This is a genomic window from Streptomyces sp. NPDC050738, from assembly GCF_040654175.1.
GTDB lineage: Bacteria > Actinomycetota > Actinomycetes > Streptomycetales > Streptomycetaceae > Streptomyces.
Map to the genome: position 1 here is coordinate 226657 of NZ_JBFAHN010000003.1, position 19645 is coordinate 246301.

Sequence of the window (19645 nt, forward strand, 5' to 3'; positions counted from 1 at the left end):
CCAGGTCTAATCCCTCCCCCACCCCCTGTCAACGCAATGTCCGGACATTCGGACCAACCCTTGACACCCCTCCCGCCCCCCGTCCAGCCTGGCCACATGACGCGTATCCGGATCGGTTCGGCCCCCGACTCCTGGGGGGTCTGGTTCCCCGAAGACCCCGCCCAAGTCCCCTGGCCCCGCTTCCTCGACGAGGTCGCGGACGCGGGCTACGAGTGGATCGAGCTCGGCCCCTACGGCTACCTCCCCACCGACCCCGCCCGCCTGGCCGGCGAGCTCGCCGCCCGCGGCCTCCGCGTATCCGCCGGAACCGTCTTCACCGGCCTCCACCACGGCCCCGCCGTCTGGGACGCCACCTGGAAACACGTCGCGGACGTCGCCGCACTCGCCCGGGCCACGGGCGCCGGCCACCTCGTCGTCATCCCGTCCTTCTGGCGCGACGACAAGACGGGCAAGGTCATCGAGGACCGCACCCTCACCCCCGCCCAGTGGCGCCAACTCGCCACCCAGACCGCCCGCCTGGGCCGCGAGGTCCAGGACCGCTTCGGCCTGCGCATCGCCGTCCACCCGCACGCCGACACCCACATCGACACCGAGGCGAACGTCAGCCGCTTCCTGGATGCGACCGACCCCGACCTGGTCTCGCTCTGCCTGGACACCGGCCACTACGCCTACTGCGGCGGCGACAGCGTGCAGCTCATCAAGACGTACGGGGAGCGGATCGGCTATCTCCACCTCAAGCAGGTGGACCCGGCCGTCCTCGCCCAAGTGCGCGCGCACGAGACCCCGTTCGGCCCCGCCGTCGCCCAGGGCGTCATGTGCGAACCCCCGAACGGCATCCCCGCCCTGGAACCGGTTCTGGCCGCCGCCCGCGCGCTGGACCGCGAGGGCGGCCTCTTCGCCGTCGTCGAGCAGGACATGTACCCCTGCCCGCCCGACCGCCCGCTCCCCATCGCCCGCCGCACCCGTGCCTTCCTGCGCTCCTGCGGAGTTTGACCTGTTGTTCGAACTCTGAGTCGACAACGAGGAGCAGCACATCTTCATGCGTACGCAATGGACAGCGGCCGCCGTCACCGCCGCGGCCGTACTCGCCCTGATGTCCACCACCGCCCACGCCGGCGAGCAGGTGCCCACCGCCGACACCGCAGCCGCCTGCGCCTTCTACGACGGTGACGCGCTCACCGTGTACGGGCAGCGCGGCGAGAGGGTGTCGCAGATCCAGTGCATGCTCGCCAACCGGCGCTACCTCCCCTGGAAGGCGGTCGACGGGATCTTCGGCGACCGGACCCTGGCGGCCGTCGAGCGCTTCCAGCGCGACCATCCGCCGCTGGCCGCGGACGGCATGGTGGGGGCGCTCACCTGGAACGCGCTCTGGTACGCGTAACCACCCCACCCCAGGAGCCGGATCAGGGCCGCACGGCCCGGATCCGGCTCTTTCCCTTTTGTCGTACAACACCCCATGTGACGCATGTGTCACAGCAGTTACCCTCCCGTCACGCATGTCTCCATTACGCGGGCTTTCCGTCACAGGAGATCGACAGCCATACCTCCGACCTCACTCTCCGTCGTTCACCGGGCACAGGCTGAGTGATCGCCAGCGTCCGTGCCGCGACTCCCCCGCCGGCCCCCAGGCCGACGTCGCGGCGTACGCAGGGAGGTGCCCGCATGACCGACCGAAGGCTCTGGTCCTACAAGGAGATTGCAGCTCACATCCGGGTGCAGCCGGACACGGTGCGCTCGTACCGCAAGCACGGACTGCTCCCGCCGCCCGACCTCGTGGAGAACGGAAAGCCGTACTGGTTCGCGGACACGATCCGCGCCTGGCAGGCCCGCCGGCCGGGCACGAGAGGCAGCAGGGACAAGTACTGATCCGGCCGCCCGGGGCCTGCACCGGCGTAACGCCGGTGCAGGCCCTGCGGGTTCAGCGCTGGGGTTCGACGACCGTCACACCGCCCGCGCCGCCACGCGCCGTCCCCATCGCCGAGAGGGCGGCGGGGGCCTCGTCCAGGCCGATCACCGAGGTGACCAGCAGGTCGGGGCGCAGGGCGCCGGAGGCGACCATCGCCATCATCGGGGCGTACGCGTGCGCCGCCATCCCATGGCTGCCGAGCAGCTCCAGCTCCCAGCCGATCACCCGTTCCATGGGGATCACCGGGTCCCCCGCGGCCGACGGCAGCAGGCCGACCTGGACGTGGCGGCCTCGCCTGCGCAGGCTGCCGACAGAGGCCGCGCAGGTACGCGCAGAGCCCAGCGCGTCCAGCGAGAGATGGGCTCCGCCGCCGGTCAACTCCCGTACCGAGGACGCCGTATCGCCACCCTCGGCCAGTACGCACTCCACCGCCCCGAACCGCCGCGCCAGCTCCAGCGCCCCCGGCGCCACGTCCACCGCCACCACCCGCGCGCCGGAGGCCGCCGCGATCATGACCGCGGAGAGGCCGACCCCGCCGCAGCCATGGACCGCCACCCACTCGCCGGGGGCGACGCGCCCCTGCGCGACCACCGCCCGGAACGCCGTCGCGAAGCGGCAGCCGAGGCCCGCCGCTGTGGCGTACGCGAGGTCGTCGGGGAGCGCGATGAGATTGATGTCGGCGTTGTCCAGGGCCACGTACTGGGCGAAGGAACCCCAGTGGGTGAAGCCCGGCTGCGTCTGGCGCTCACAGATCTGGTGATCCCCTGCGGCGCAGGACGCGCAGCGGCCGCAGGCGCAGACGAAGGGGACGGTGATCCGGTCGCCGGGCAGCCAGTTGGCGACCTCGGAGCCCACCGACTCGACGACACCGGCGAGTTCATGGCCGGGGACGTGCGGCAGCGTGATGTCCGGGTCGTGGCCCATCCAGCCGTGCCAGTCGCTGCGGCACAGCCCCGTCGCCTCGACGCGGATCACGGCGCCGTGGCGCGAGGGCTCGGGATCGGGGACATCCCGTACCGCGGCGGGCTGTCCGTACTGCTCGTAGACCACTGCGCGCATCATCCCGACACCGTACTCACCAGGCCGTTCACCAGGATTCCGCGCCCTGGATCGGCCCGTTGGGCATCGTCCTCGCGCCCCTCCCCGCCCGGATCCTGAGCGCGATCAGCGGGAACACCAGTACGGAGACCATGCCCGCCCCGACGAGCGCCGCCGCCTCGCCCGCGTCAAGGACCTTGTCCTCGACGCCGATCGTGGTGATCGCCACGACCAGCGGCAGCGCGGTCGAGCCGAAGAGGGTGAGCGCCTTGCGGTCCTTGCGGCTCAGGTCGCGCGGGGCGAGGAACCAGATCGGTCCGCCCCGTACGACGAGGAACAGCACCAGGAACACGGGCAGCAGGATCAGCGCACGGCCGCCGTCGAGCAGCGCGCGCAGGTCGAACTCGATCCCGGTGACGATGAAGAAGATCGGTACGAGGAAGCCGAAGCCCATCGCCTCGACCTTCTCCAGGATCTCCCCGCTGCTCTCGGGGACCGCGCCGTGCAGGACGAGGCGGGTGACCATCCCGGCCGCGAAGGCGCCGAGCAGGACGTCGAGACCGAGCGCCTGGGAGAGTCCCAGCATCGCCGCGAGCACCAGCACCACGAAGCGGACCGCGAACTGGCCGCTGGAGTGGAGGGTCTTGGCGATCACGCTCGCGAACCAGGGGGCCTTGGGCCGCATCGCCCAGAAGACCGCACCCGCCGTCAGCGCGGCGAAGGCGGCGAGCAGGGCGGTCGATTCGCCGGGGTTGCGGCCGCTGAGCAGGAGCGCCATCGCGATGATCGGCCCGAACTCCCCCACCGCGCCGACCGCCATCATCACCGAGCCGAAGCGGCTGTGCAGATCGCCGGAGTCGCGCAGTACGGGCAGCACGGTGCCCAGTGCGGTGCTGGTCAGCGCGGTGCCGATGTAGACGCCCTTGCTGAAGCCGCCGCTCGAGAGCAGCACGCCGATCGTCAGGCCGAGTACGAGCGCGATGACCCAGGCCCAGCCCGCCCGTTTCAGCGTGTCGCCGCGGACCTTGTCGAACTCGATCTCGTAACCGGCCAGGAAGATCAGCATCGCCAGGCCGAGTTCGGAGAGTCCGTCGGTCGCCGCGTCCGTGTGGGCCCAGTTCAGGACGTCGGGGCCGATCGCGATGCCGAGCAGGATCTCGAAGATGACGAGCGGCACGGGCAGCCAGCGGCCCACCCCGTAGGCGAGGAGCGGTGCGAGCACGGCGATGGACATGATCAGGACCAGCGTCCCCGTATGCGACATATGGGGTATTTATCATAGGCTCCGGACAAGTTGGCCCATAGTGGAGGGAATCCGCGTGACGCAGCACATCGATCCCGGCGGTCCGTCAGCAGCGCCTCAGGTACGGCCCGGTCTGTGGAAGCGCTGCCTGTGGGGCGGACTCGCACTCTGGGTGCTGACAGCGATCGTCACGTACGCGACCCAGAACACGACCCTGCTCCCGACCCTCATCCTGCTCGGCTCGTTCCTGACGCCGACCGTCTTCGTGCTCTGGGCATACGAGCGCCACGGCTCCGACTTCGGCGTGAACCTGCTCCTCGGCTGCTTCGTCACCGGCGGCATCCTCGGGGTGCTGGGCGCCTCGGTCATGGAGTACTACCTGCTCCACCCGTCGGCCTGGATGTTCCTCGGCGTCGGGCTGATCGAGGAGGCGGTGAAGCTTCTCGCCCTGATGTTCGTGCTGCGGCGCTATCCGAGGGTCCACGGAATGCGGGCCGGCCTGGTGCTCGGTGCGACCGTCGGCTTCGGCTTCGCGGCCTTCGAGAGCGCGGGGTACGCCTTCAACGCTGCGGTCACCATGCGCGGCATCGATCTGCGCTCGCTCCTGGAGACGGAAATCCTGCGCGGACTGCTCGCACCCTTCGGGCACGGCCTGTGGACGGCGATCGCGGGCGGGGTGCTGCTCGCCTTCCGCAAGCCGGATGGGCGCTTCCGCTTCACCGGTCCGGTCGTTGTGACGTATGTCGGCGTCGCGGTCCTGCACGCGCTGTGGGACTCGATGCACGGCATCGCGATCTGGCTGGTCGCGAAGATCACCGCGAGCAGCTGGGACCGGCAGCTCTTCGCGCTCGGCTACATCCCCACGCCGACGGACGAGCAGAAGCACCTGTTCACGCTCTTCTCGGTGGGCGGGCTCGTCGTGATCACGGCCCTCGCGCTGCTCTGGCTGCGGTCGCTGTCTCGACGCGATACCCCCTAGGGGTATAGTGTGGCGGGTGTCAGGGGGTCGCGGGACCTACCGCAGGACCACTGGCGCACCATGGGTACGTACATCCCTGAAGAGGAGAACGAGATGACCGCCGAGACCGAGATCCCTCAGACTGCCCCGACCGCCGGTTCCTGCTGCGGCGGCGGATCTTGTGGCCCCTCCGGTTCCGCCGAGGTCGAGGTGGGCGCGGTCACCGCCGTCTACCAGGTGACCGGCATGACCTGCGGCCACTGCGAGGGTGCCGTCTCCGGCGAGATCTCGGAGCTTCCCGGGGTGAGCTCGGTGAAGGCCGTGGCCTCGACGGGCCAGGTGACCGTGGTCTCCAAGGCCCCGCTGGACGAGGAGGCCGTGCGCGCGGCGGTCGACGAGGCGGGATACGAGCTCGTGGGCCGGGTCTGACGCACCAGCGCAACACCGCACCGACCCTCCGGGCCGTACCCGACCAGTTCCATACTGGTGGTGTACGGCCCGGTCTCGTTTTGGAGCACGTCAGTGGAAACGCCTCAGGTCCCGCAGGTCGAGCTCGTCGTCGGCGGGATGACCTGCGCCTCGTGCGCGGCCCGCATCGAGAAGAAGCTCAACCGCATGGACGGGGTCGAGGCCACCGTCAACTACGCCACGGAGAAGGCCAGGGTCGCCTTCGGCGACGGGGTCGAGGTGGCCGATCTGATCGCCACGGTCGTGAAGACCGGGTACACGGCCGAGGTCCCGGCACCCGTGGACGCCTCATCCGAGGACGCGGCAGCCGGTGAGACCACCCCCGATCCCGAGCTTGCCGCGCTGCGTCAGCGGCTCCTCGTGTGCGCCGTGCTCGCGCTGCCCGTCGTCCTGATCTCTATGGTCCCGGGCCTCCATTTCGACAACTGGCAGTGGCTCGCGCTGACCCTCGCCGCCCCCGTCGTCGTCTGGGGCGGCCTCCCCTTCCACCGGGCCGCCTGGACCAACCTCAGGCACGGCGCCGCGACCATGGACACCCTGGTCTCGGTGGGCACACTGGCCGCCTTCAGCTGGTCCCTGTGGGCGCTGTTCATCAGTGGATCCATGGACATCTACCTCGAAGTCGCCTCCGGGGTCGTGACCTTCATCCTGCTCGGGCGCTATCTGGAGGCCCGGTCCAAGCGGAAGGCGGGCGCCGCCCTGCGCTCGCTCCTGGAACTGGGCGCCAAGGACGTGGCGGTCCTTCACGGGAGTACGGAGGTACGGATTCCGGCCGGCCGCCTCTCCGTCGGCGACCGCTTCGTCGTACGGCCCGGGGAGAAGATCGCCACCGACGGGCGGGTCGTCGAGGGCAGTTCGGCCGTGGACGCCGCCCTGCTGACCGGGGAATCGGTGCCGGTGGACGTCGGTGCCGGGGACCTTGTCACCGGGGCGACGGTCAATGTGTCGGGCCGCCTGGTCGTCGAGGCGACCCGGATCGGCGCCGACACCCAACTGGCGCGGATGGCGCAGCTGGTGGAGGACGCGCAGAACGGCAAGGCGCAGGTGCAGCGGCTCGCCGACCGTATCGCCGCCGTCTTCGTGCCCGTGGTCCTGGTGATCGCGGCGGGCACGCTCGCGGGCTGGCTGCTGGCGGGCGGGAGCGGGACGGACGCCTTCACCGCCGCCGTGGCGGTCCTGATCATCGCCTGCCCCTGCGCCCTGGGCCTCGCCACTCCGACCGCCCTCATGGTCGGGACCGGCCGGGGCGCCCAACTCGGCATCCTGATCAAGGGTCCCGAGGTCCTGGAGTCGACCCGGCGCGTGGACACCGTCGTACTCGACAAGACGGGGACCGTGACCACCGGGCGGATGGCGCTGGTCGCCGTACATCCCGTACTGGGAACGGACGAGACGCGATTGCTGCGGCTGGCCGGGGCCCTGGAGCACGCCTCGGAGCACCCGGTCGCCCGCGCCGTCGCGGCGGCCGCCCAGGAACGGACCGGCAGCCTGCCTGCGGTGACCGGCTTCACGAACGTCCCCGGGCTCGGCGTGCACGGCACGGTGGAGGGGCACGAAGTGCTGGCCGGGCGCGGTCGGTTGCTGGTGGAGGCGGGCATCGAGGTGCCGCAGGCGCCGGCCGAGGGGCGTACGGCCGTGTACGTCGCCTGGGACGGGAAGCCCCGCGGAGTCCTGGCCGTCGCTGACACGGTGAAGGAGACCAGTGCGGAGGCCGTACGGAACCTGCGCGGCCTGGGGCTGCGGCCGGTCCTGCTGACCGGGGACGGCCGTGCGGTCGCCGAGGCGGTGGCGGCCGAGGTCGGGATCGCCCCCGAGGACGTCCACGCCGAGGTCCTGCCGGAGGAGAAGGCCGCCGTCGTCGCTCAACTGCAGGCCGGCGGCCGGACGGTGGCGATGGTCGGCGACGGCGTCAACGACGCGGCCGCGCTGGCCACCGCCGATCTGGGCCTGGCGATGGGGACGGGCACGGACGCGGCCATCGAGGCGGGCGACCTCACGCTCGTACGGGGAGATCTGCGCACCGCCGCCGATGCGATCCGCCTGTCGCGCAGGACCCTCGCCACGATCAAGGGCAATCTCTTCTGGGCCTTCGGCTACAACGTGGCGGCGCTTCCGCTGGCCGCCGCGGGTCTGCTCGATCCCATGATCGCGGGAGCCGCCATGGCTTTCTCGTCCGTATTCGTTGTCACCAACAGCCTCAGGCTGCGATCCTTCACGTAGTGCACGCGCGGCTTCACAGCTCGCACACGAATGAGACGTGGATCACACATAATTGGGGGTAACCATTGGGCCCCCTCGTGAGTCTTAGTGGGCGATGCCAAGGATGTCTTGGGGGACGTCCGTGGAATGTCTTGGGGGACGTTCCAGGCAATGCGTAGGCCGGGGCACGTCCGGCGGGGAGCTTGAGCGGCCCTCCCGCACGGTGCGTACCCCGGCAGACCGCACACAGAGACCGGCTGCAGCCAGCAGACGCCCGGCCCGGATCCCGTGGGGGGAATCCGACCGGGGGAATGGGAAGCGCCCCGATCGTCGACCCGTGGGGGGATCGGCGGCGGGGCGCTTTCCGCTTACTGCGCTCGCCCCGGGGCGAGCCGTAGTCAGCTAGCTGTTCAGCGGCCTTCGACCGGGACGAACTCCCGCAGGACCTCGCCCGTGTAGATCTGGCGCGGGCGGCCGATGCGCGAACCCGGCTCCTTGATCATCTCGTGCCACTGGGCGATCCAGCCGGGGAGCCGGCCGATCGCGAAGAGCACGGTGAACATCTCGGTCGGGAAGCCCATCGCCCGGTAGATCAGACCCGTGTAGAAGTCGACGTTCGGGTAGAGGTTGCGCGAGACGAAGTACTCGTCGGAGAGCGCGTGCTCCTCCAGCTTGAGCGCGATGTCCAGCAGCTCGTCGGACTTGCCGAGGGCCGAGAGGACGTCGTGCGCGGCAGCCTTGATGATCTTCGCGCGCGGGTCGAAGCTCTTGTAGACCCGGTGGCCGAAGCCCATGAGCCGGACGCCGTCCTCCTTGTTCTTCACCTTGTTGATGAAGGAGTCCACGTCGCCGCCGTCGGCCTGGATGGCCTCCAGCATCTCCAGCACGGACGCGTTGGCGCCGCCGTGCAGGGGGCCCCACAGGGCGCTGATGCCGGCGGAGATCGAGGCGAACATGTTCGCCTGCGAGGAGCCGACCAGACGCACGGTGGAGGTCGAGCAGTTCTGCTCGTGGTCCGCGTGCAGGATGAGCAGCTTCTCGAGCGCCGAGACGACGACCGGGTCCGGCACGTACTCCTGGGCCGGGACCGAGAAGGTCATGCGCAGGAAGTTCTCGACGTAACCCAGGTCGTTGCGCGGGTAGACGAAGGGGTGCCCGATCGACTTCTTGTACGCGTACGCGGCGATCGTCGGCAGCTTGGCGAGCAGCCGGATCGTCGAGAGGTGGCGCTGCTGCTCGTCGAACGGGTTGTGGCTGTCCTGGTAGAACGTGGACAGCGCGGACACGACCGAGGACAGCATGGCCATCGGGTGCGCATCACGCGGGAAGCCGTCGAAGAACCGCTTGACGTCCTCGTGCAGCAGCGTGTGCTGGGTGATCTCGTTCTTGAAGGTCGACAGCTCGTCGACCTTCGGAAGCTCACCATTGATGAGCAGATAAGCCGTCTCCAGGAAGCTGCTCTGCTCGGCGAGCTGCTCGATGGGGTACCCGCGGTAGCGCAGGATGCCCTGCTCGCCGTCGAGGTAGGTAATGGCGGATTTATAGGCGGCGGTATTGCCATATCCGCTATCGAGGGTCACCAGACCGGTCTGGGCCCGGAGCTTCCCGATGTCGAAGCCGGTGTCGCCGACGGTGCTGTCGATCACCGGGTAGGTGTACTCGCCATCGCCGTACCGCAGTACTACAGAGTTGTCGCTCACGTCATCCCTCACCGACGTAGTGCCTCTTCTTCGAGGTGCCCTGACTGTCTCTACCATCCCCCACTTGGCTCAGCAGAGTGCACTCGGGGTCGCCCATTGGGCTAATTAGCGGCACTCAGTGCCGCCAACCTGCTCATCCTGCCCCCTTCGCCCCGGTTCCGGAAGGGCGGGGTGAGGTTTCACACGATCTCCGCTACCTGCCACCGCCTGACAGCCGGTGATCCAGTGCGGTAAAGCGCCTGCCTGCGGAAACCGTACGGACAGCCTGCCCGATCGCCTTCCGCGACCCTACGAGGACGACGAGCTTCTTGGCCCGGGTGACCGCCGTGTAGAGCAGATTGCGCTGGAGCATCATCCAGGCGCCGGTGGTCACCGGAATCACCACCGCCGGATATTCGCTCCCCTGGGAGCGGTGGATGGTGACGGCGTAGGCGTGCGCGAGCTCGTCCAGCTCGTCGAAGTCGTACCCCACTTCCTCGTCTTCATCCGTCAGCACCGTGAGCGTCTGTTCGTCCACGTCCAGCGCGGTGACGACGCCCACCGTGCCGTTGAAGACTCCGTTCGCGCCCTTGTCGTAATTGTTGCGAATCTGGGTGACCTTGTCGCCGACGCGGAACACCCTGCCGCCGAACCGCTTCTCCGGGAGGTCCGGCCTGGCGGGCGTGATCGCCTGCTGGAGCAGCCCGTTGAGGTTCCCGGCGCCCGCGGGTCCCCGGTGCATCGGCGCGAGCACCTGGATGTCCCTGCGCGGGTTCAGGCCGAACTTCTGCGGGATGCGGCGGGCCGCCACGTCGACGGTCAGCAGACCCGCCTCCTCGGTCTCCTCGGCGACGAAGTGAAAAAAGTCGGGCAGGCCCTGGGTGATGGGCTGCACCCCGGAGTTGATGCGGTGGGCGTTGGTGACGACACCGGACTGCTGGGCCTGGCGGAAGATCCGGGTGAGCCTGACATTCGGTACGGGACTGATCGCCGCGAGGAGGTCGCGCAGCACCTCGCCCGCCCCCACCGAAGGCAGTTGGTCCACATCGCCGACCAGGAGCAGATGCGCGCCGGGGGCGACCGCCTTGACGAGCTTGTTGGCGAGGAGCAGATCGAGCATGGACGCCTCGTCGACCACCACCAGATCGGCGTCGAGCGGCCGGTCCCTGTCGTACGCGGCGTCCCCGCCCGGTTTCAGTTCGAGCAGGCGGTGGACCGTGGAGGCCTCGGCACCGGTGAGCTCGGCGAGGCGCTTGGCGGCCCGTCCGGTGGGGGCGGCGAGCACCACTTTCGCCTTTCTGGCGCGGGCCAGTTCGACGATGGAGCGGACGGTGAAGGACTTGCCGCAGCCGGGGCCTCCGGTGAGGACGGCGACCTTCTCGGTCAGGGCGAGCTTCACCGCCGCCTCCTGCTCGGGGGCGAGCGTGGCGCCCGTACGCCCCGCGAGCCAGCTCAGCGCCTTGTCCCAGGCCACGTCCTGGAAGGCCGGCATCCGGTCCTCGTCGCCGCGCAGGAGGCGCCCCAGCTGGGCGGCGAGGGAGATCTCGGCCCGGTGGAAGGGCACCAGATACACGGCGGTGATCCGCTCCTGGCCGCCCTCCTCCTTGCCGGGCACCTCTTCCCGTACGACACCCTCTTCGGCGGCCAGGGCGTCCAGGCACTCGATGACCAGGCCCATGTCGACCTGGAGGAGCTTCACCGCATCGGAGAGGAGCTGCTCCTCGGGGAGGAAGCAGTGGCCCTGGTCGCTGGACTGGGAGAGGGCGTACTGGAGGCCGGCCTTCACCCGCTCGGGGCTGTCGTGCGGGATGCCGACGGCCTGGGCGATGCGGTCGGCGGTGAGGAATCCGATGCCCCAGACGTCGGCGGCCAGGCGGTACGGCTCGTTCTTCACGACGGAGATCGAGGCGTCGCCGTACTTCTTGTAGATGCGCACGGCGATGGAGGTGGAGACCTCGACGCTCTGGAGGAAGATCATCACTTCCTTGATCGCCTTCTGTTCCTCCCAGGCGGCGGCGATCATCTTGGTGCGCTTGGGGCCGAGGCCGGGGACCTCGACGAGACGCTTGGGCTCCTGCTCGATGATGTCGAGCGTGTCCGTGCCGAAGTGCGTGGTGATGCGGTCGGCCATGACGGGGCCGATGCCCTTGATCAGGCCGGAGCCGAGATAGCGGCGGATGCCCTGGATCGTGGCGGGGAGAACGGTCGTGTAGTTCTCGACGGTGAACTGCTTGCCGTACTGCGGGTGGGAGCCCCAGCGGCCCTCCATGCGCAGCGACTCCCCGGCCTGCGCGCCGAGCAGCGAGCCGACGACGGTGAGCAGATCGCCCCCGCCACGGCCGGTGTCGACCTTGGCGACCGTGTAGCCGTTCTCCTCGTTGCTGTACGTGATCCGCTCCAGGACCCCTTCCAGCACTGCCATGTTGGACATGTGGCCGACGGTATCGCCCGGGTCGGACAGCGGGCACGGGCCTGTGGAAAACCTGTGGCCTGCTCGGCCCCCGTACAGTCGTCTCCTTGACCTTGGAAAGCAGGAGAGACATGCAAGCCGAGTACGAACTGCTGGTCGTGGGCTCCGCCAACGCCGACCTGGTGATCGGCGTCGAGCGCCGGCCCGCCGCCGGCGAGACGGTCCTCGGCGGCGACCTCGCCGTCCACCCCGGCGGCAAGGGTGCCAACCAGGCGGTCGCCGCCGCCCGCCTGGGAGCGCGCACCGCACTCCTCGCGCGGGTCGGCGACGACGCCAACGGCCGCCTCCTGCTGGACTCCCAGCGTGCTTCGGGCGTGGACACGGCGGGTGTGCTGGTCGGCGGCGCACCCACGGGCGTCGCGCTGATCACGGTCGACCCGAGCGGCGACAACAGCATCGTGGTCTCCCCCGGCGCCAACGGCCGCCTCACCCCCGAGGACATCCGGGGCGCGGGCGAGCTGATCGCGGCGGCGAAGGTCGTCTCGGCGCAGCTGGAGATCCCCCTGGAGTCGGTGACGGAGGCGGTCCGGATGCTGGCACCCGATGCCCGCTTCGTACTGAACCCGTCCCCGCCGATGCCGCTGCCCGCCGAGCTCCTAGCGGCCTGTGACCCGCTGGTCGTGAACGAGCACGAGGCCAGGGTCGTGCTCGGCGAGGCGGCGGGGAAAAGCCCGCAGGACTGGGCACGCGGCCTCCTCGCGCTGGGTCCGCGCTCGGTGGTCGTCACGCTGGGCGCGGAGGGCGCGCTGACCGCGGACGCCTCCGGTGCCTTCGCACACGTACCGAGCCTGAAGGTCGACGCGGTGGACACCACGGGCGCCGGCGACGCGTTCACGGCGGCGCTGGCCTGGCGGCTGGGCCGGGGCGAGACGCTCGCCGAGGCGGCGGCGTTCGCGGTACGGGTGGGAGCGGCGGCGGTGACCAGGGCGGGCGCCCAGGAGTCGTACCCGACGGCCGAGGAGCTCGCCGCCCGCTGAGAGCGGGAAATTTAAGGGGGCCCGGTCTTGCGACCGGGCCCCCTCCCGCATTCCCCTCCCCTTTTTTCCCCCTCCACACAGGACTCCCATATCCCCCCGGATCCCCTCCCGGAAGCCCTGATGCCAAGTAAGACCCACGTGACCCAGACAGGGTTGTACGACTGCACGGAGTTATTTTTCCGGAATCCCGGAATGCCGACATTGACGGTCAGTCGTAGCGTTTCAGGCATGAGCGACGATTCGATGCAAAAGGATGTCCTGAGCGAGCTCGGCGACGACAAGCTCCAGGAGATCGCCGGACTGCTCGGTACGGACACGGCGGGTGCGGAGTCCTTCGTGGGCACGGCGGTGTCCGCACTGTCGGGCAGCGAGGTGCAGGAAGCGGTGGCCGAGGTCCCGGCGGCGGTCGCGGAGCCCGAGCCTCAACTGGAGGGCGTGGCCGCGCTGGGCGGCGGCCTGGGCGGCGCGATGATGGGCGGCATGCTCGCGAAGATGAGCCGCCCGATCGCCAACGCTGTGGCGAAGAAGACGGGCCTCCCGGCGGCATCGGTGACACGAGGGATCGAGATCCTGCTGCCGGTGATCATGGCCGTGGTGACCAAGCGAGCAGCCTCCGGCAAGGCGACGGGCGCCGCAGGGACCGCGAAGGGCGGCGGCCTGGGCGACCTGCTGGGCTCGATCCTGGGCGGCGGCAAGAAGTAGCCGGCCCGCGGCCCGGCGGAGGAAAACCGCGGGCGGCGTCGCGCTCCGCATGGATACAGTCCACTCAGCCCGATGTCGTTCAGCGGCCCAGGACGTCGCACGCGGGTTCGCCCCGCAGCGGAAACCCCGGTTCGAATCCGGGCGTCGGCCACCAGAATGTGCGCCATGGGTGCGTCATTCAAGAAGGCCAACGCGGTCCGGCTGCGAGCGCTGGAGCAGCATGCCGCCGCGCGCTGGCCTGAGATCGCGGAGCTGAGCATCCTCGCGAGGGGAGAAGTTGTCCGCCTCAGCGTGTCCTGGACCGGCGAAGAGCGCGAGCGCCCCGGCAAGTTGTGCCGCCTCCGCGAGACGGCCCACCCTGATTTCTGGACCTTCGCGCTCTACTCCTACGCGGAGAAGAGCTACCGGCCGAGCGCGCTGCCCTCGGGAGCGTGGACAGGTTCTCCTGAGGAGATCCTCGACCACGCCTGCGAGCGCCACCTCGGGGCGTACATCCCACCGGCCCGGCTACCGGACGCCGAACTCGCCCACGACGCGGTCGTCCACGCCCTCGTCGACGCCGTCCCCGAGCTCTACGAAGACCTTCTCCTTCACCTCTACAACGAGCACGAGGTCCTGACGCATGTCTTCTTCGCCCTCGACGTCACGCCTTTCGTGATCAACGCCTGGCGCGAGGGACGGTCCGAACTGACCGCCCGGTGCCTGGAGTTCCTCGAACGCGCCATGACCTGCGACGACCCGGACACCCGCAGCGTGGTCGGCACTTCCTTCGTCTATCAGGTCGGCCCCTGGGACCCGCGGATGGCGGCCTTCATCAGAACGTGGCCGCCCGCACTGCTGCGGAACGCCGATCTGCAGGCACCGGAGGCCGGGCTGCGGGTCCAGCGGAGCTAGCGGGCATGCTCGTCGACGCCGTATCGCTTGACCTCAAGCAAAGTTGAGCTTCTAGCCTCGTGGTCATGGGCAGCACCCGACCGAGAGGCCTCACGATGACCACGACCGCCGTTCCCGAGACGTACCGCAACGCCGTCATCGCCCACATCATGATCGAGGGCGCTCGCGCGGCGATCGACTTCTACGTGGAGGCGTTCGGCGCCGAGGAGTTGTTCTGCCTCAACACTCCCGACGGACGCATCCTGCACGCCGAGATCAGCGTCAGGGGATCGACCATCATGCTGGGCGACGCCGAGGGCCCGCTCTTCAGCGCACCCACCCCCGTCGGCGGCACCAACGTGGCCCTGCACGTCTACGTCGACGACGTCGATGCACTCACGCAGCGGGCGGTCGCGGCCGGGGCCGAGCTGTTGCAGGCGCCGGCGGATCAGTTCCACGGTGACCGTACGGCCATGCTGCGCGACCCCCACGGGCATGTCTGGATCTTCCTCACGCACCTGGAGGACCTCACTCCGGATGAGATCGCCCGCCGGGCACGGAAGATGATGTCGTCACCGCCGGCGTAGCCGCACGGCCTCAAGGGAAGCGTTCGACCCGGCACCCCGCTGTTGACGGGTGCCGGGTCGAATCCACGCCGGGAACCGAACGTCCTAGAGCGCGTGCTCGACGAACCGCTCCGCCGTCTCCTTCAGGAGTTCCAGGCCGTCCCGCGCCCACAGCACGTCGTTGAAGAGCTCCACCTCGATCGCGCCCGTGTAGCCCGCCGCGTCCACACGGCCGCGCCACTCGCGCATGTCGATCGATCCGTCGCCGATCTGACCCCGGCCGTTCAGGACGCCCTCGGGCAACGGCGTGGTCCAGTCTGCGAGTTGGAAGGTGTGGATGCGGCCCGCCGCGCCCGCCCTGGCCACCTGCGCCGGGGCCTGGTCGTCCCACCAGATGTGGTACGTGTCGACCGCCACGCCCACCTGGTCCGCCGGGAAACGTTCCGCGATATCCAGGGCCTGCGTCAGGGTGGAGATCACGCAGCGGTCCGCGGCGTACATGGGGTGGAGCGGCTCGATCGCCAGGCGGATGCCTCGCTCTCCCGCGTACGGAGCCAGTTCCGCGATCGCGTCCGCGATGCGTTCCCGTGCTCCGTGCAGGTCCTTCGAGCCCGCCGGAAGACCGCCCGAGACCAGGACCAGGGTGTCCGTGCCGAGCGTGGCCGCCTCGTCGATCGCCGTGCGGTTGTCGGCCAGTGCTGCCGCGCGTTCCTTCGGGTCGATCGCCGTGAGGAAGCCTCCCCGGCACAGCGTCGTGACCGTCAGGCCCGCGTCGCGCACCAGCTTCGCCGCCGATTCCACGCCGTAGTTCTGCACCGGTTCGCGCCACAGGCCGATGCCCGGGATGCCGAGCTCTGCGCAGGCCTCCACCAGGGTGGGGAGCGGGAGTTGCTTCACCGTCATCTGGTTGATGGAGAAGCGGGTCAGATCGTTCGCTGCGGTCACTGCGGGACTCCGTGGACGGTGAGGAGCGACTTCATACGGGACTCCGCCACCGCCGGGTCAGGGAACAGGCCCAGGCCGTCGGCGAGTTCGTACGCCTTCGCGAAGTGCGGGAGCGAGCGGGCCGACTGGAGGCCGCCGATCATGGTGAAGTGCTGCTGGTGGCCCGCCAGCCAGGCCAGGAACACCACTCCTGTCTTGTAGAAGCGGGTCGGCGTCTGGAAGAGGTGACGGGAGAGCGCGACCGTGGGGTCCAGCAGGTCGCGGAAGGCCGCGTCGTCGCCGCGGTCCAGGTGGCGGACCGCTTCGGCTGCCACCGGGCCCAGCGGGTCGAAGATGCCGAGGAGCGCGTGGCTGAAGCCTCGGTCGTCGCCCTCGATCAGTTCGGGGTAGTTGAAGTCGTCGCCCGTGTAGCAGCGCACCCCGTCGGGGAGGCGGCGGCGCAGATCGACCTCGCGCTCGGCGTCCAGGAGCGAGACCTTGATGCCGTCGACCTTGTCGGGGTGCGCGGTGATGACGGCGAGGAAGGTCTCCGTCGCCTCGTCCAGGTCCTCGGAGCCCCAGTAGCCGTCGAGCGCCGGGTCGAACATCGGGCCCAGCCAGTGCAGGATCACCGGCTCCGAGCACTGGCGCAGGAGGTGGCCGTAGACCTCCAGGTAGTCGTCGGGGGTCTTGGCCGCTGCGGCGAGCGCGCGGGACGCCATCAGGATCGCCTGGGCGCCGGTCTCCTCGACGAGGGTGAGCTGGTCCTCGTACGCCTCGATCACGTCGTGCAGCGTCGCCTCGCCGGGAGTCAGCTGGTCGGTGCCGACGCCGCAGGCGATCGCGCCGCCGACGGCCTTCGCCTCGGCGGCGGAGCGGCGGATCAGCTCGGCGGCGTTCGGCCAGTCCAGGCCCATGCCGCGCTGCGCGGTGTCCATCGCCTCGGCGACGCCCAGGCCGTGCGACCACAGGTGGCGACGGAAGGCGAGGGTGGCGTCCCAGTCGACGGCCGCCGGGGAGTCCGGGGAGATGTCGGCGTACGGGTCCGCGACGACGTGGGCCGCCGAGAAGACCGTACGGGAGGCGAGCGCGGCGCCTCCCGGCTGGAAGGCGGTGGGTGCGGTGCGGGGCGCGTAGGTGTACGTGGTGCCGTCCGCGCGTGGGAGCAGGAGGCTCACAGCTGGATCTCCGGGACGTCGAGGCGGGTGCCCTCGGCCGACGACTTGAGGCCCAGCTCGGCGAGCTGGACGCCGCGCGCGCCGGCGAGGAGGTCCCAGTGGTAGGGCTCGTCGAGGGCGATGTGGCGCAGGAAAAGCTCCCACTGGACCTTGAAGCCGTTGTCGAAGTCCGTGTTGTCCGGGACCTCCTGCCACTGGTCGCGGAAGGAGTGCGTGACCGGGAGGTCGGGGTTCCAGACCGGCTTCGGGGTGGAACTGCGGTGCTGGACACGGCAGTTGCGCAGGCCTGCCACCGCCGAGCCTTCGGTTCCGTCCACCTGGAACTCCACCAGCTCGTCGCGGTTCACGCGGACGGTCCAGGAGGAGTTGATCTGGGCGATCGCGCCGCCCTCCAGCTGGAAGATCCCGTACGCGGCGTCGTCGGCCGTCGCGTCGTACGGCTTCGACTGCTCGTCCCAGCGCTCGGGGATGTGGGTGGCGGTGAGCGCCTGGACCGTGGTGACCCGGCCGAAGAGCTCGTGCAGGACGTACTCCCAGTGCGGGAACATGTCGACGACGATGCCGCCGCCGTCCTCGGAGCGGTAGTTCCAGGAGGGGCGCTGCGCCTCCTGCCAGTCGCCCTCGAAGACCCAGTAGCCGAACTCTCCGCGGATGGAGAGGATCTTGCCGAAGAAGCCGCCGTCGATGAGGCGCTTGAGCTTGAGCAGGCCGGGGAGGAAGAGCTTGTCCTGGACCACGCCGTGCTTGATCCCGGCGGCCTGCGCGAGCCGGGCCAGCTCCAGGGCGCCTTCGAGGCCGGTGGCCGTCGGCTTCTCGGTGTAGATGTGCTTGCCGGCCGCGATCGCCTTGCGGATCGACTCCTCGCGGGCCGAGGTGACCTGGGCGTCGAAGTAGATGTGAACCGTCGGGTCGGCGAGGACCGCGTCGAGGTCGGTGGACCAGTGCTCGATGCCGTGCTTCTCGGCCATGGCCTTCAGCACGTGCTCGCGGCGGCCGACCAGGACCGGCTCGGGCCACAGGACCGTGCCGTCGCCGAGGTCGAGTCCGCCCTGTTCGCGGATGGCGAGGATGGAGCGGACCAGGTGCTGGCGGTAGCCCATCCGCCCGGTCACGCCGTTCATGGCGATCCGCACTGTCTTACGTGTCACGTCAATCCCTCTCCCGCAATCCCACCACATGAGCCATAGCAAGCGCTTTCTACGCGCTAGAAAGCTAACCTGCGACCGACGGGTCGGACAAGTGCCAATCGGTAATCAATGACAGTCGGCAAGTTGCTCGGAGGAAGAGGCAGAGATGACGACGACGCTCGCGGACGTGGCCGCACGGGCCCGGGTCTCCCCGGCGACGGTCTCCCGCGTCCTGAACGGCAACTATCCGGTCGCCGCCTCCACCCGCGAGCGCGTGCTGCGGGCGGTGGACGAGCTCGACTACGTACTGAACGCGACCGCCAGCTCGCTGGCCGCCGCCACGTCCGACCTCGTCGGCATCCTGGTCAACGACATCGCCGACCCCTTCTTCGGGATCATGGCGGGCGCGGCCCAGTCGGCGATCGGCGGCCAGGAAGGGACCGGCAGGGGCGGCGGCGAGAAGCTTGCCGTGGTCTGCAACACGGGCGGATCGCCCGAGCGGGAGCTGACGTATCTGACGCTGCTGCAGCGGCAGCGCGCGGCTGCCGTGGTGCTGACCGGTGGGGCGGTCGAGGACCCTGAGCATGTCGCCGCGGTCTCGGCCAAGCTCGCGAAGCTGGCGGACGCGGGGACGCGTGTGGTGCTGTGCGGGCGGCCGCCGATGGAGGGCGGTGGGGAGTCCGGCGGGTCTTCCGTGCTGGCTACGCTGAGCTTCGACAATCGGGGCGGAGGGCGTCAACTCACCGAGCATTTGATCGAGTTGGGGCACCGGAGGATCGGGTACGTCGCCGGGCCAGAGGAGCGGACGACCACGCGTCACCGGCTGGAGGGGCACCGCAAGGCGCTGGACGCGGCCGGGATCAAGGACGATCCCCGGCTGGTGATGCACGGGCCCTACTCCCGGCGGTCGGGATTCGAGGCGACGCGCGAACTCCTGGACAGGGAGCCCGAGTTGACCGCCGTCGTCGCCGCGAACGACACCGTGGCGCTGGGGGCGTGTGCGGCGGTGCGCGAGCGGGGGCTGCGAATTCCTGAGGACATCTCGGTGGCCGGCTTCGACGATCTGCCGTTCTCCGTCGATGCGGTGCCTGCGCTGACTACCGTACGGCTGCCGCTGTACGACGCGGGGGCTTGGGCGGGGCGGCTTGCGATGGGGGCTGAGGCGCCGCCTGTGGGTGGGGTTGCCGTGGTGCAGGGGGAGCTTATGGCTCGGGCCTCTACGGGGGTTCCTGGGCGGTGAGGGGTGGGTGCGGGTGCCGCTGCGCGGGGCTTGTCCCCTGGCCCGCCCCTTCCCGCTGTGACATTGCGCGGCTCCGCCGCGGGCGGGGCTGCCGCCC

The 19645-nt window shown here is 69.9% G+C and carries 18 protein-coding genes and 1 tRNA gene; 12 read left to right on the top strand and 7 right to left on the bottom strand.

All coding sequences use genetic code 11. The annotated features are described in order from the left end of the window. Nucleotides 1-96: 96 nt before the first annotated feature. The 3 genes from AB0H78_RS09070 to AB0H78_RS09080 all read left to right on the top strand — a co-directional run bounded on the left by AB0H78_RS09070 (nucleotide 97) and on the right by AB0H78_RS09080 (nucleotide 1866). Nucleotides 97-993: a sugar phosphate isomerase/epimerase gene (locus AB0H78_RS09070; protein ID WP_363233615.1), complete on the top strand. Its 897-nt coding sequence runs from the start codon at nucleotides 97-99 to the stop codon at nucleotides 991-993. A gap of 46 nt (nucleotides 994-1039) precedes the next feature. Beyond that, complete coding sequence (locus AB0H78_RS09075) at nucleotides 1040-1381, top strand: peptidoglycan-binding protein (protein WP_363233616.1); 342 nt, start codon at nucleotides 1040-1042, stop codon at nucleotides 1379-1381. 281 nt (nucleotides 1382-1662) lie between these two features. Then, a complete protein-coding gene (locus AB0H78_RS09080) occupies nucleotides 1663-1866 on the top strand; it encodes a MerR family transcriptional regulator (protein WP_363233617.1) in 204 nt (67 codons plus the stop codon). A gap of 52 nt (nucleotides 1867-1918) precedes the next feature. On the opposite strand, the gene AB0H78_RS09085 is transcribed toward AB0H78_RS09080, so the two are convergent. Together AB0H78_RS09085 and AB0H78_RS09090 are read right to left on the bottom strand one after the other, a co-directional pair. Continuing rightward, nucleotides 1919-2965 (bottom strand): zinc-dependent alcohol dehydrogenase family protein, encoded by a 1047-nt coding sequence (locus tag AB0H78_RS09085; RefSeq protein WP_363234083.1) that lies wholly within the window; start codon nucleotides 2963-2965, stop codon nucleotides 1919-1921. 28 nt (nucleotides 2966-2993) lie between these two features. Continuing rightward, nucleotides 2994-4208: a cation:proton antiporter gene (locus AB0H78_RS09090; RefSeq protein ID WP_363233618.1), complete on the bottom strand. Its 1215-nt coding sequence runs from the start codon at nucleotides 4206-4208 to the stop codon at nucleotides 2994-2996. Nucleotides 4209-4263: 55 nt separating this feature from the next. Here AB0H78_RS09090 and AB0H78_RS09095 point away from each other — a divergent pair, with 55 nt between their 5' ends. The 3 genes from AB0H78_RS09095 (at nucleotide 4264) to AB0H78_RS09105 (ending at nucleotide 7833) form a co-directional block, all read left to right on the top strand. Beyond that, nucleotides 4264-5166, top strand: coding sequence for a PrsW family intramembrane metalloprotease (locus AB0H78_RS09095; protein ID WP_363233619.1), 903 nt, complete (start codon nucleotides 4264-4266; stop codon nucleotides 5164-5166). Between the two features lie 93 nt (nucleotides 5167-5259). After that, nucleotides 5260-5574 (top strand): cation transporter, encoded by a 315-nt coding sequence (locus AB0H78_RS09100; protein WP_363233620.1) that lies wholly within the window; start codon nucleotides 5260-5262, stop codon nucleotides 5572-5574. A 138-nt stretch (nucleotides 5575-5712) separates the two neighbouring features. Continuing rightward, nucleotides 5713-7833, top strand: a complete 2121-nt coding sequence (locus tag AB0H78_RS09105) for a heavy metal translocating P-type ATPase (RefSeq protein ID WP_363234084.1) — start codon at nucleotides 5713-5715, stop codon at nucleotides 7831-7833. A 389-nt stretch (nucleotides 7834-8222) separates the two neighbouring features. On the opposite strand, the gene AB0H78_RS09110 is transcribed toward AB0H78_RS09105, so the two are convergent. Both AB0H78_RS09110 and AB0H78_RS09115 read right to left on the bottom strand, forming a co-directional pair. Then, nucleotides 8223-9512, bottom strand: coding sequence for a citrate synthase (locus tag AB0H78_RS09110; protein WP_363233621.1), 1290 nt, complete (start codon nucleotides 9510-9512; stop codon nucleotides 8223-8225). 193 nt (nucleotides 9513-9705) lie between these two features. After that, entirely contained in the window at nucleotides 9706-11922 is a 2217-nt protein-coding gene (locus AB0H78_RS09115; RefSeq protein ID WP_363233622.1) for an ATP-dependent RecD-like DNA helicase, read from the bottom strand. 110 nt (nucleotides 11923-12032) lie between these two features. Here AB0H78_RS09115 and AB0H78_RS09120 point away from each other — a divergent pair, with 110 nt between their 5' ends. From AB0H78_RS09120 to AB0H78_RS09140, 5 genes are all read left to right on the top strand, one after another. Next, entirely contained in the window at nucleotides 12033-12938 is a 906-nt protein-coding gene (locus AB0H78_RS09120; RefSeq protein ID WP_363233623.1) for a ribokinase, read from the top strand. 228 nt (nucleotides 12939-13166) lie between these two features. Further along, nucleotides 13167-13640 carry a DUF937 domain-containing protein gene (locus AB0H78_RS09125; RefSeq protein WP_363233624.1) on the top strand — a complete coding sequence of 158 codons (474 nt, stop codon included), beginning with the start codon at nucleotides 13167-13169 and terminating at the stop codon, nucleotides 13638-13640. Between the two features lie 67 nt (nucleotides 13641-13707). Then, nucleotides 13708-13790: transfer RNA gene (locus AB0H78_RS09130), tRNA-OTHER, on the top strand. Between the two features lie 15 nt (nucleotides 13791-13805). Further along, nucleotides 13806-14534 (top strand): hypothetical protein, encoded by a 729-nt coding sequence (locus AB0H78_RS09135; protein WP_363233625.1) that lies wholly within the window; start codon nucleotides 13806-13808, stop codon nucleotides 14532-14534. 65 nt (nucleotides 14535-14599) lie between these two features. Continuing rightward, entirely contained in the window at nucleotides 14600-15100 is a 501-nt protein-coding gene (locus tag AB0H78_RS09140; protein ID WP_363233626.1) for a VOC family protein, read from the top strand. An 84-nt stretch (nucleotides 15101-15184) separates the two neighbouring features. Here AB0H78_RS09140 and AB0H78_RS09145 read toward each other — a convergent pair whose 3' ends face one another. From AB0H78_RS09145 to AB0H78_RS09155, 3 genes are read right to left on the bottom strand one after another with little or no spacing between them, the layout of a single operon-like run. Then, nucleotides 15185-15982 (bottom strand): sugar phosphate isomerase/epimerase family protein, encoded by a 798-nt coding sequence (locus AB0H78_RS09145; protein ID WP_363234085.1) that lies wholly within the window; start codon nucleotides 15980-15982, stop codon nucleotides 15185-15187. A gap of 38 nt (nucleotides 15983-16020) precedes the next feature. Further along, nucleotides 16021-17181 carry a dihydrodipicolinate synthase family protein gene (locus tag AB0H78_RS09150; protein ID WP_363233627.1) on the bottom strand — a complete coding sequence of 387 codons (1161 nt, stop codon included), beginning with the start codon at nucleotides 17179-17181 and terminating at the stop codon, nucleotides 16021-16023. Further along, nucleotides 17178-18329, bottom strand: a complete 1152-nt coding sequence (locus tag AB0H78_RS09155; protein ID WP_363233628.1) for a Gfo/Idh/MocA family oxidoreductase — start codon at nucleotides 18327-18329, stop codon at nucleotides 17178-17180. The genes AB0H78_RS09150 and AB0H78_RS09155 overlap by 4 nt, the downstream gene beginning before the upstream one ends. 145 nt (nucleotides 18330-18474) lie before the next feature. On the opposite strand from AB0H78_RS09155, the gene AB0H78_RS09160 reads away from it, so the two are divergent. Continuing rightward, the gene (locus AB0H78_RS09160; protein WP_363233629.1) at nucleotides 18475-19548 is read left to right on the top strand and encodes a LacI family DNA-binding transcriptional regulator; all 1074 of its coding nucleotides are present in this window, start codon (nucleotides 18475-18477) and stop codon (nucleotides 19546-19548) included. Nucleotides 19549-19645 lie beyond the last annotated feature (97 nt).

Bases quoted from the DNA above. Each gene is read 5' to 3' on its own strand.
- AB0H78_RS09105 (WP_363234084.1), top strand. From the start codon at position 5,713: ATGACCTGCGCCTCGTGCGCGGCCCGCATCGAGAAGAAGCTCAACCGC.
- AB0H78_RS09140 (WP_363233626.1), top strand. From the start codon at position 14,600: ATGGGCAGCACCCGACCGAGAGGCCTCACGATGACCACGACCGCCGTT.
- AB0H78_RS09080 (WP_363233617.1), top strand. From the start codon at position 1,663: ATGACCGACCGAAGGCTCTGGTCCTACAAGGAGATTGCAGCTCACATC.
- AB0H78_RS09160 (WP_363233629.1), top strand. From the start codon at position 18,475: ATGACGACGACGCTCGCGGACGTGGCCGCACGGGCCCGGGTCTCCCCG.
- AB0H78_RS09085 (WP_363234083.1), bottom strand. From the start codon at position 2,965: ATGCGCGCAGTGGTCTACGAGCAGTACGGACAGCCCGCCGCGGTACGG.
- AB0H78_RS09075 (WP_363233616.1), top strand. From the start codon at position 1,040: ATGCGTACGCAATGGACAGCGGCCGCCGTCACCGCCGCGGCCGTACTC.
- AB0H78_RS09125 (WP_363233624.1), top strand. From the start codon at position 13,167: ATGAGCGACGATTCGATGCAAAAGGATGTCCTGAGCGAGCTCGGCGAC.
- AB0H78_RS09145 (WP_363234085.1), bottom strand. From the start codon at position 15,982: ATGACGGTGAAGCAACTCCCGCTCCCCACCCTGGTGGAGGCCTGCGCA.
- AB0H78_RS09100 (WP_363233620.1), top strand. From the start codon at position 5,260: ATGACCGCCGAGACCGAGATCCCTCAGACTGCCCCGACCGCCGGTTCC.
- AB0H78_RS09115 (WP_363233622.1), bottom strand. From the start codon at position 11,922: ATGTCCAACATGGCAGTGCTGGAAGGGGTCCTGGAGCGGATCACGTAC.
- AB0H78_RS09090 (WP_363233618.1), bottom strand. From the start codon at position 4,208: ATGTCGCATACGGGGACGCTGGTCCTGATCATGTCCATCGCCGTGCTC.
- AB0H78_RS09070 (WP_363233615.1), top strand. From the start codon at position 97: ATGACGCGTATCCGGATCGGTTCGGCCCCCGACTCCTGGGGGGTCTGG.
- AB0H78_RS09135 (WP_363233625.1), top strand. From the start codon at position 13,806: ATGGGTGCGTCATTCAAGAAGGCCAACGCGGTCCGGCTGCGAGCGCTG.
- AB0H78_RS09120 (WP_363233623.1), top strand. From the start codon at position 12,033: ATGCAAGCCGAGTACGAACTGCTGGTCGTGGGCTCCGCCAACGCCGAC.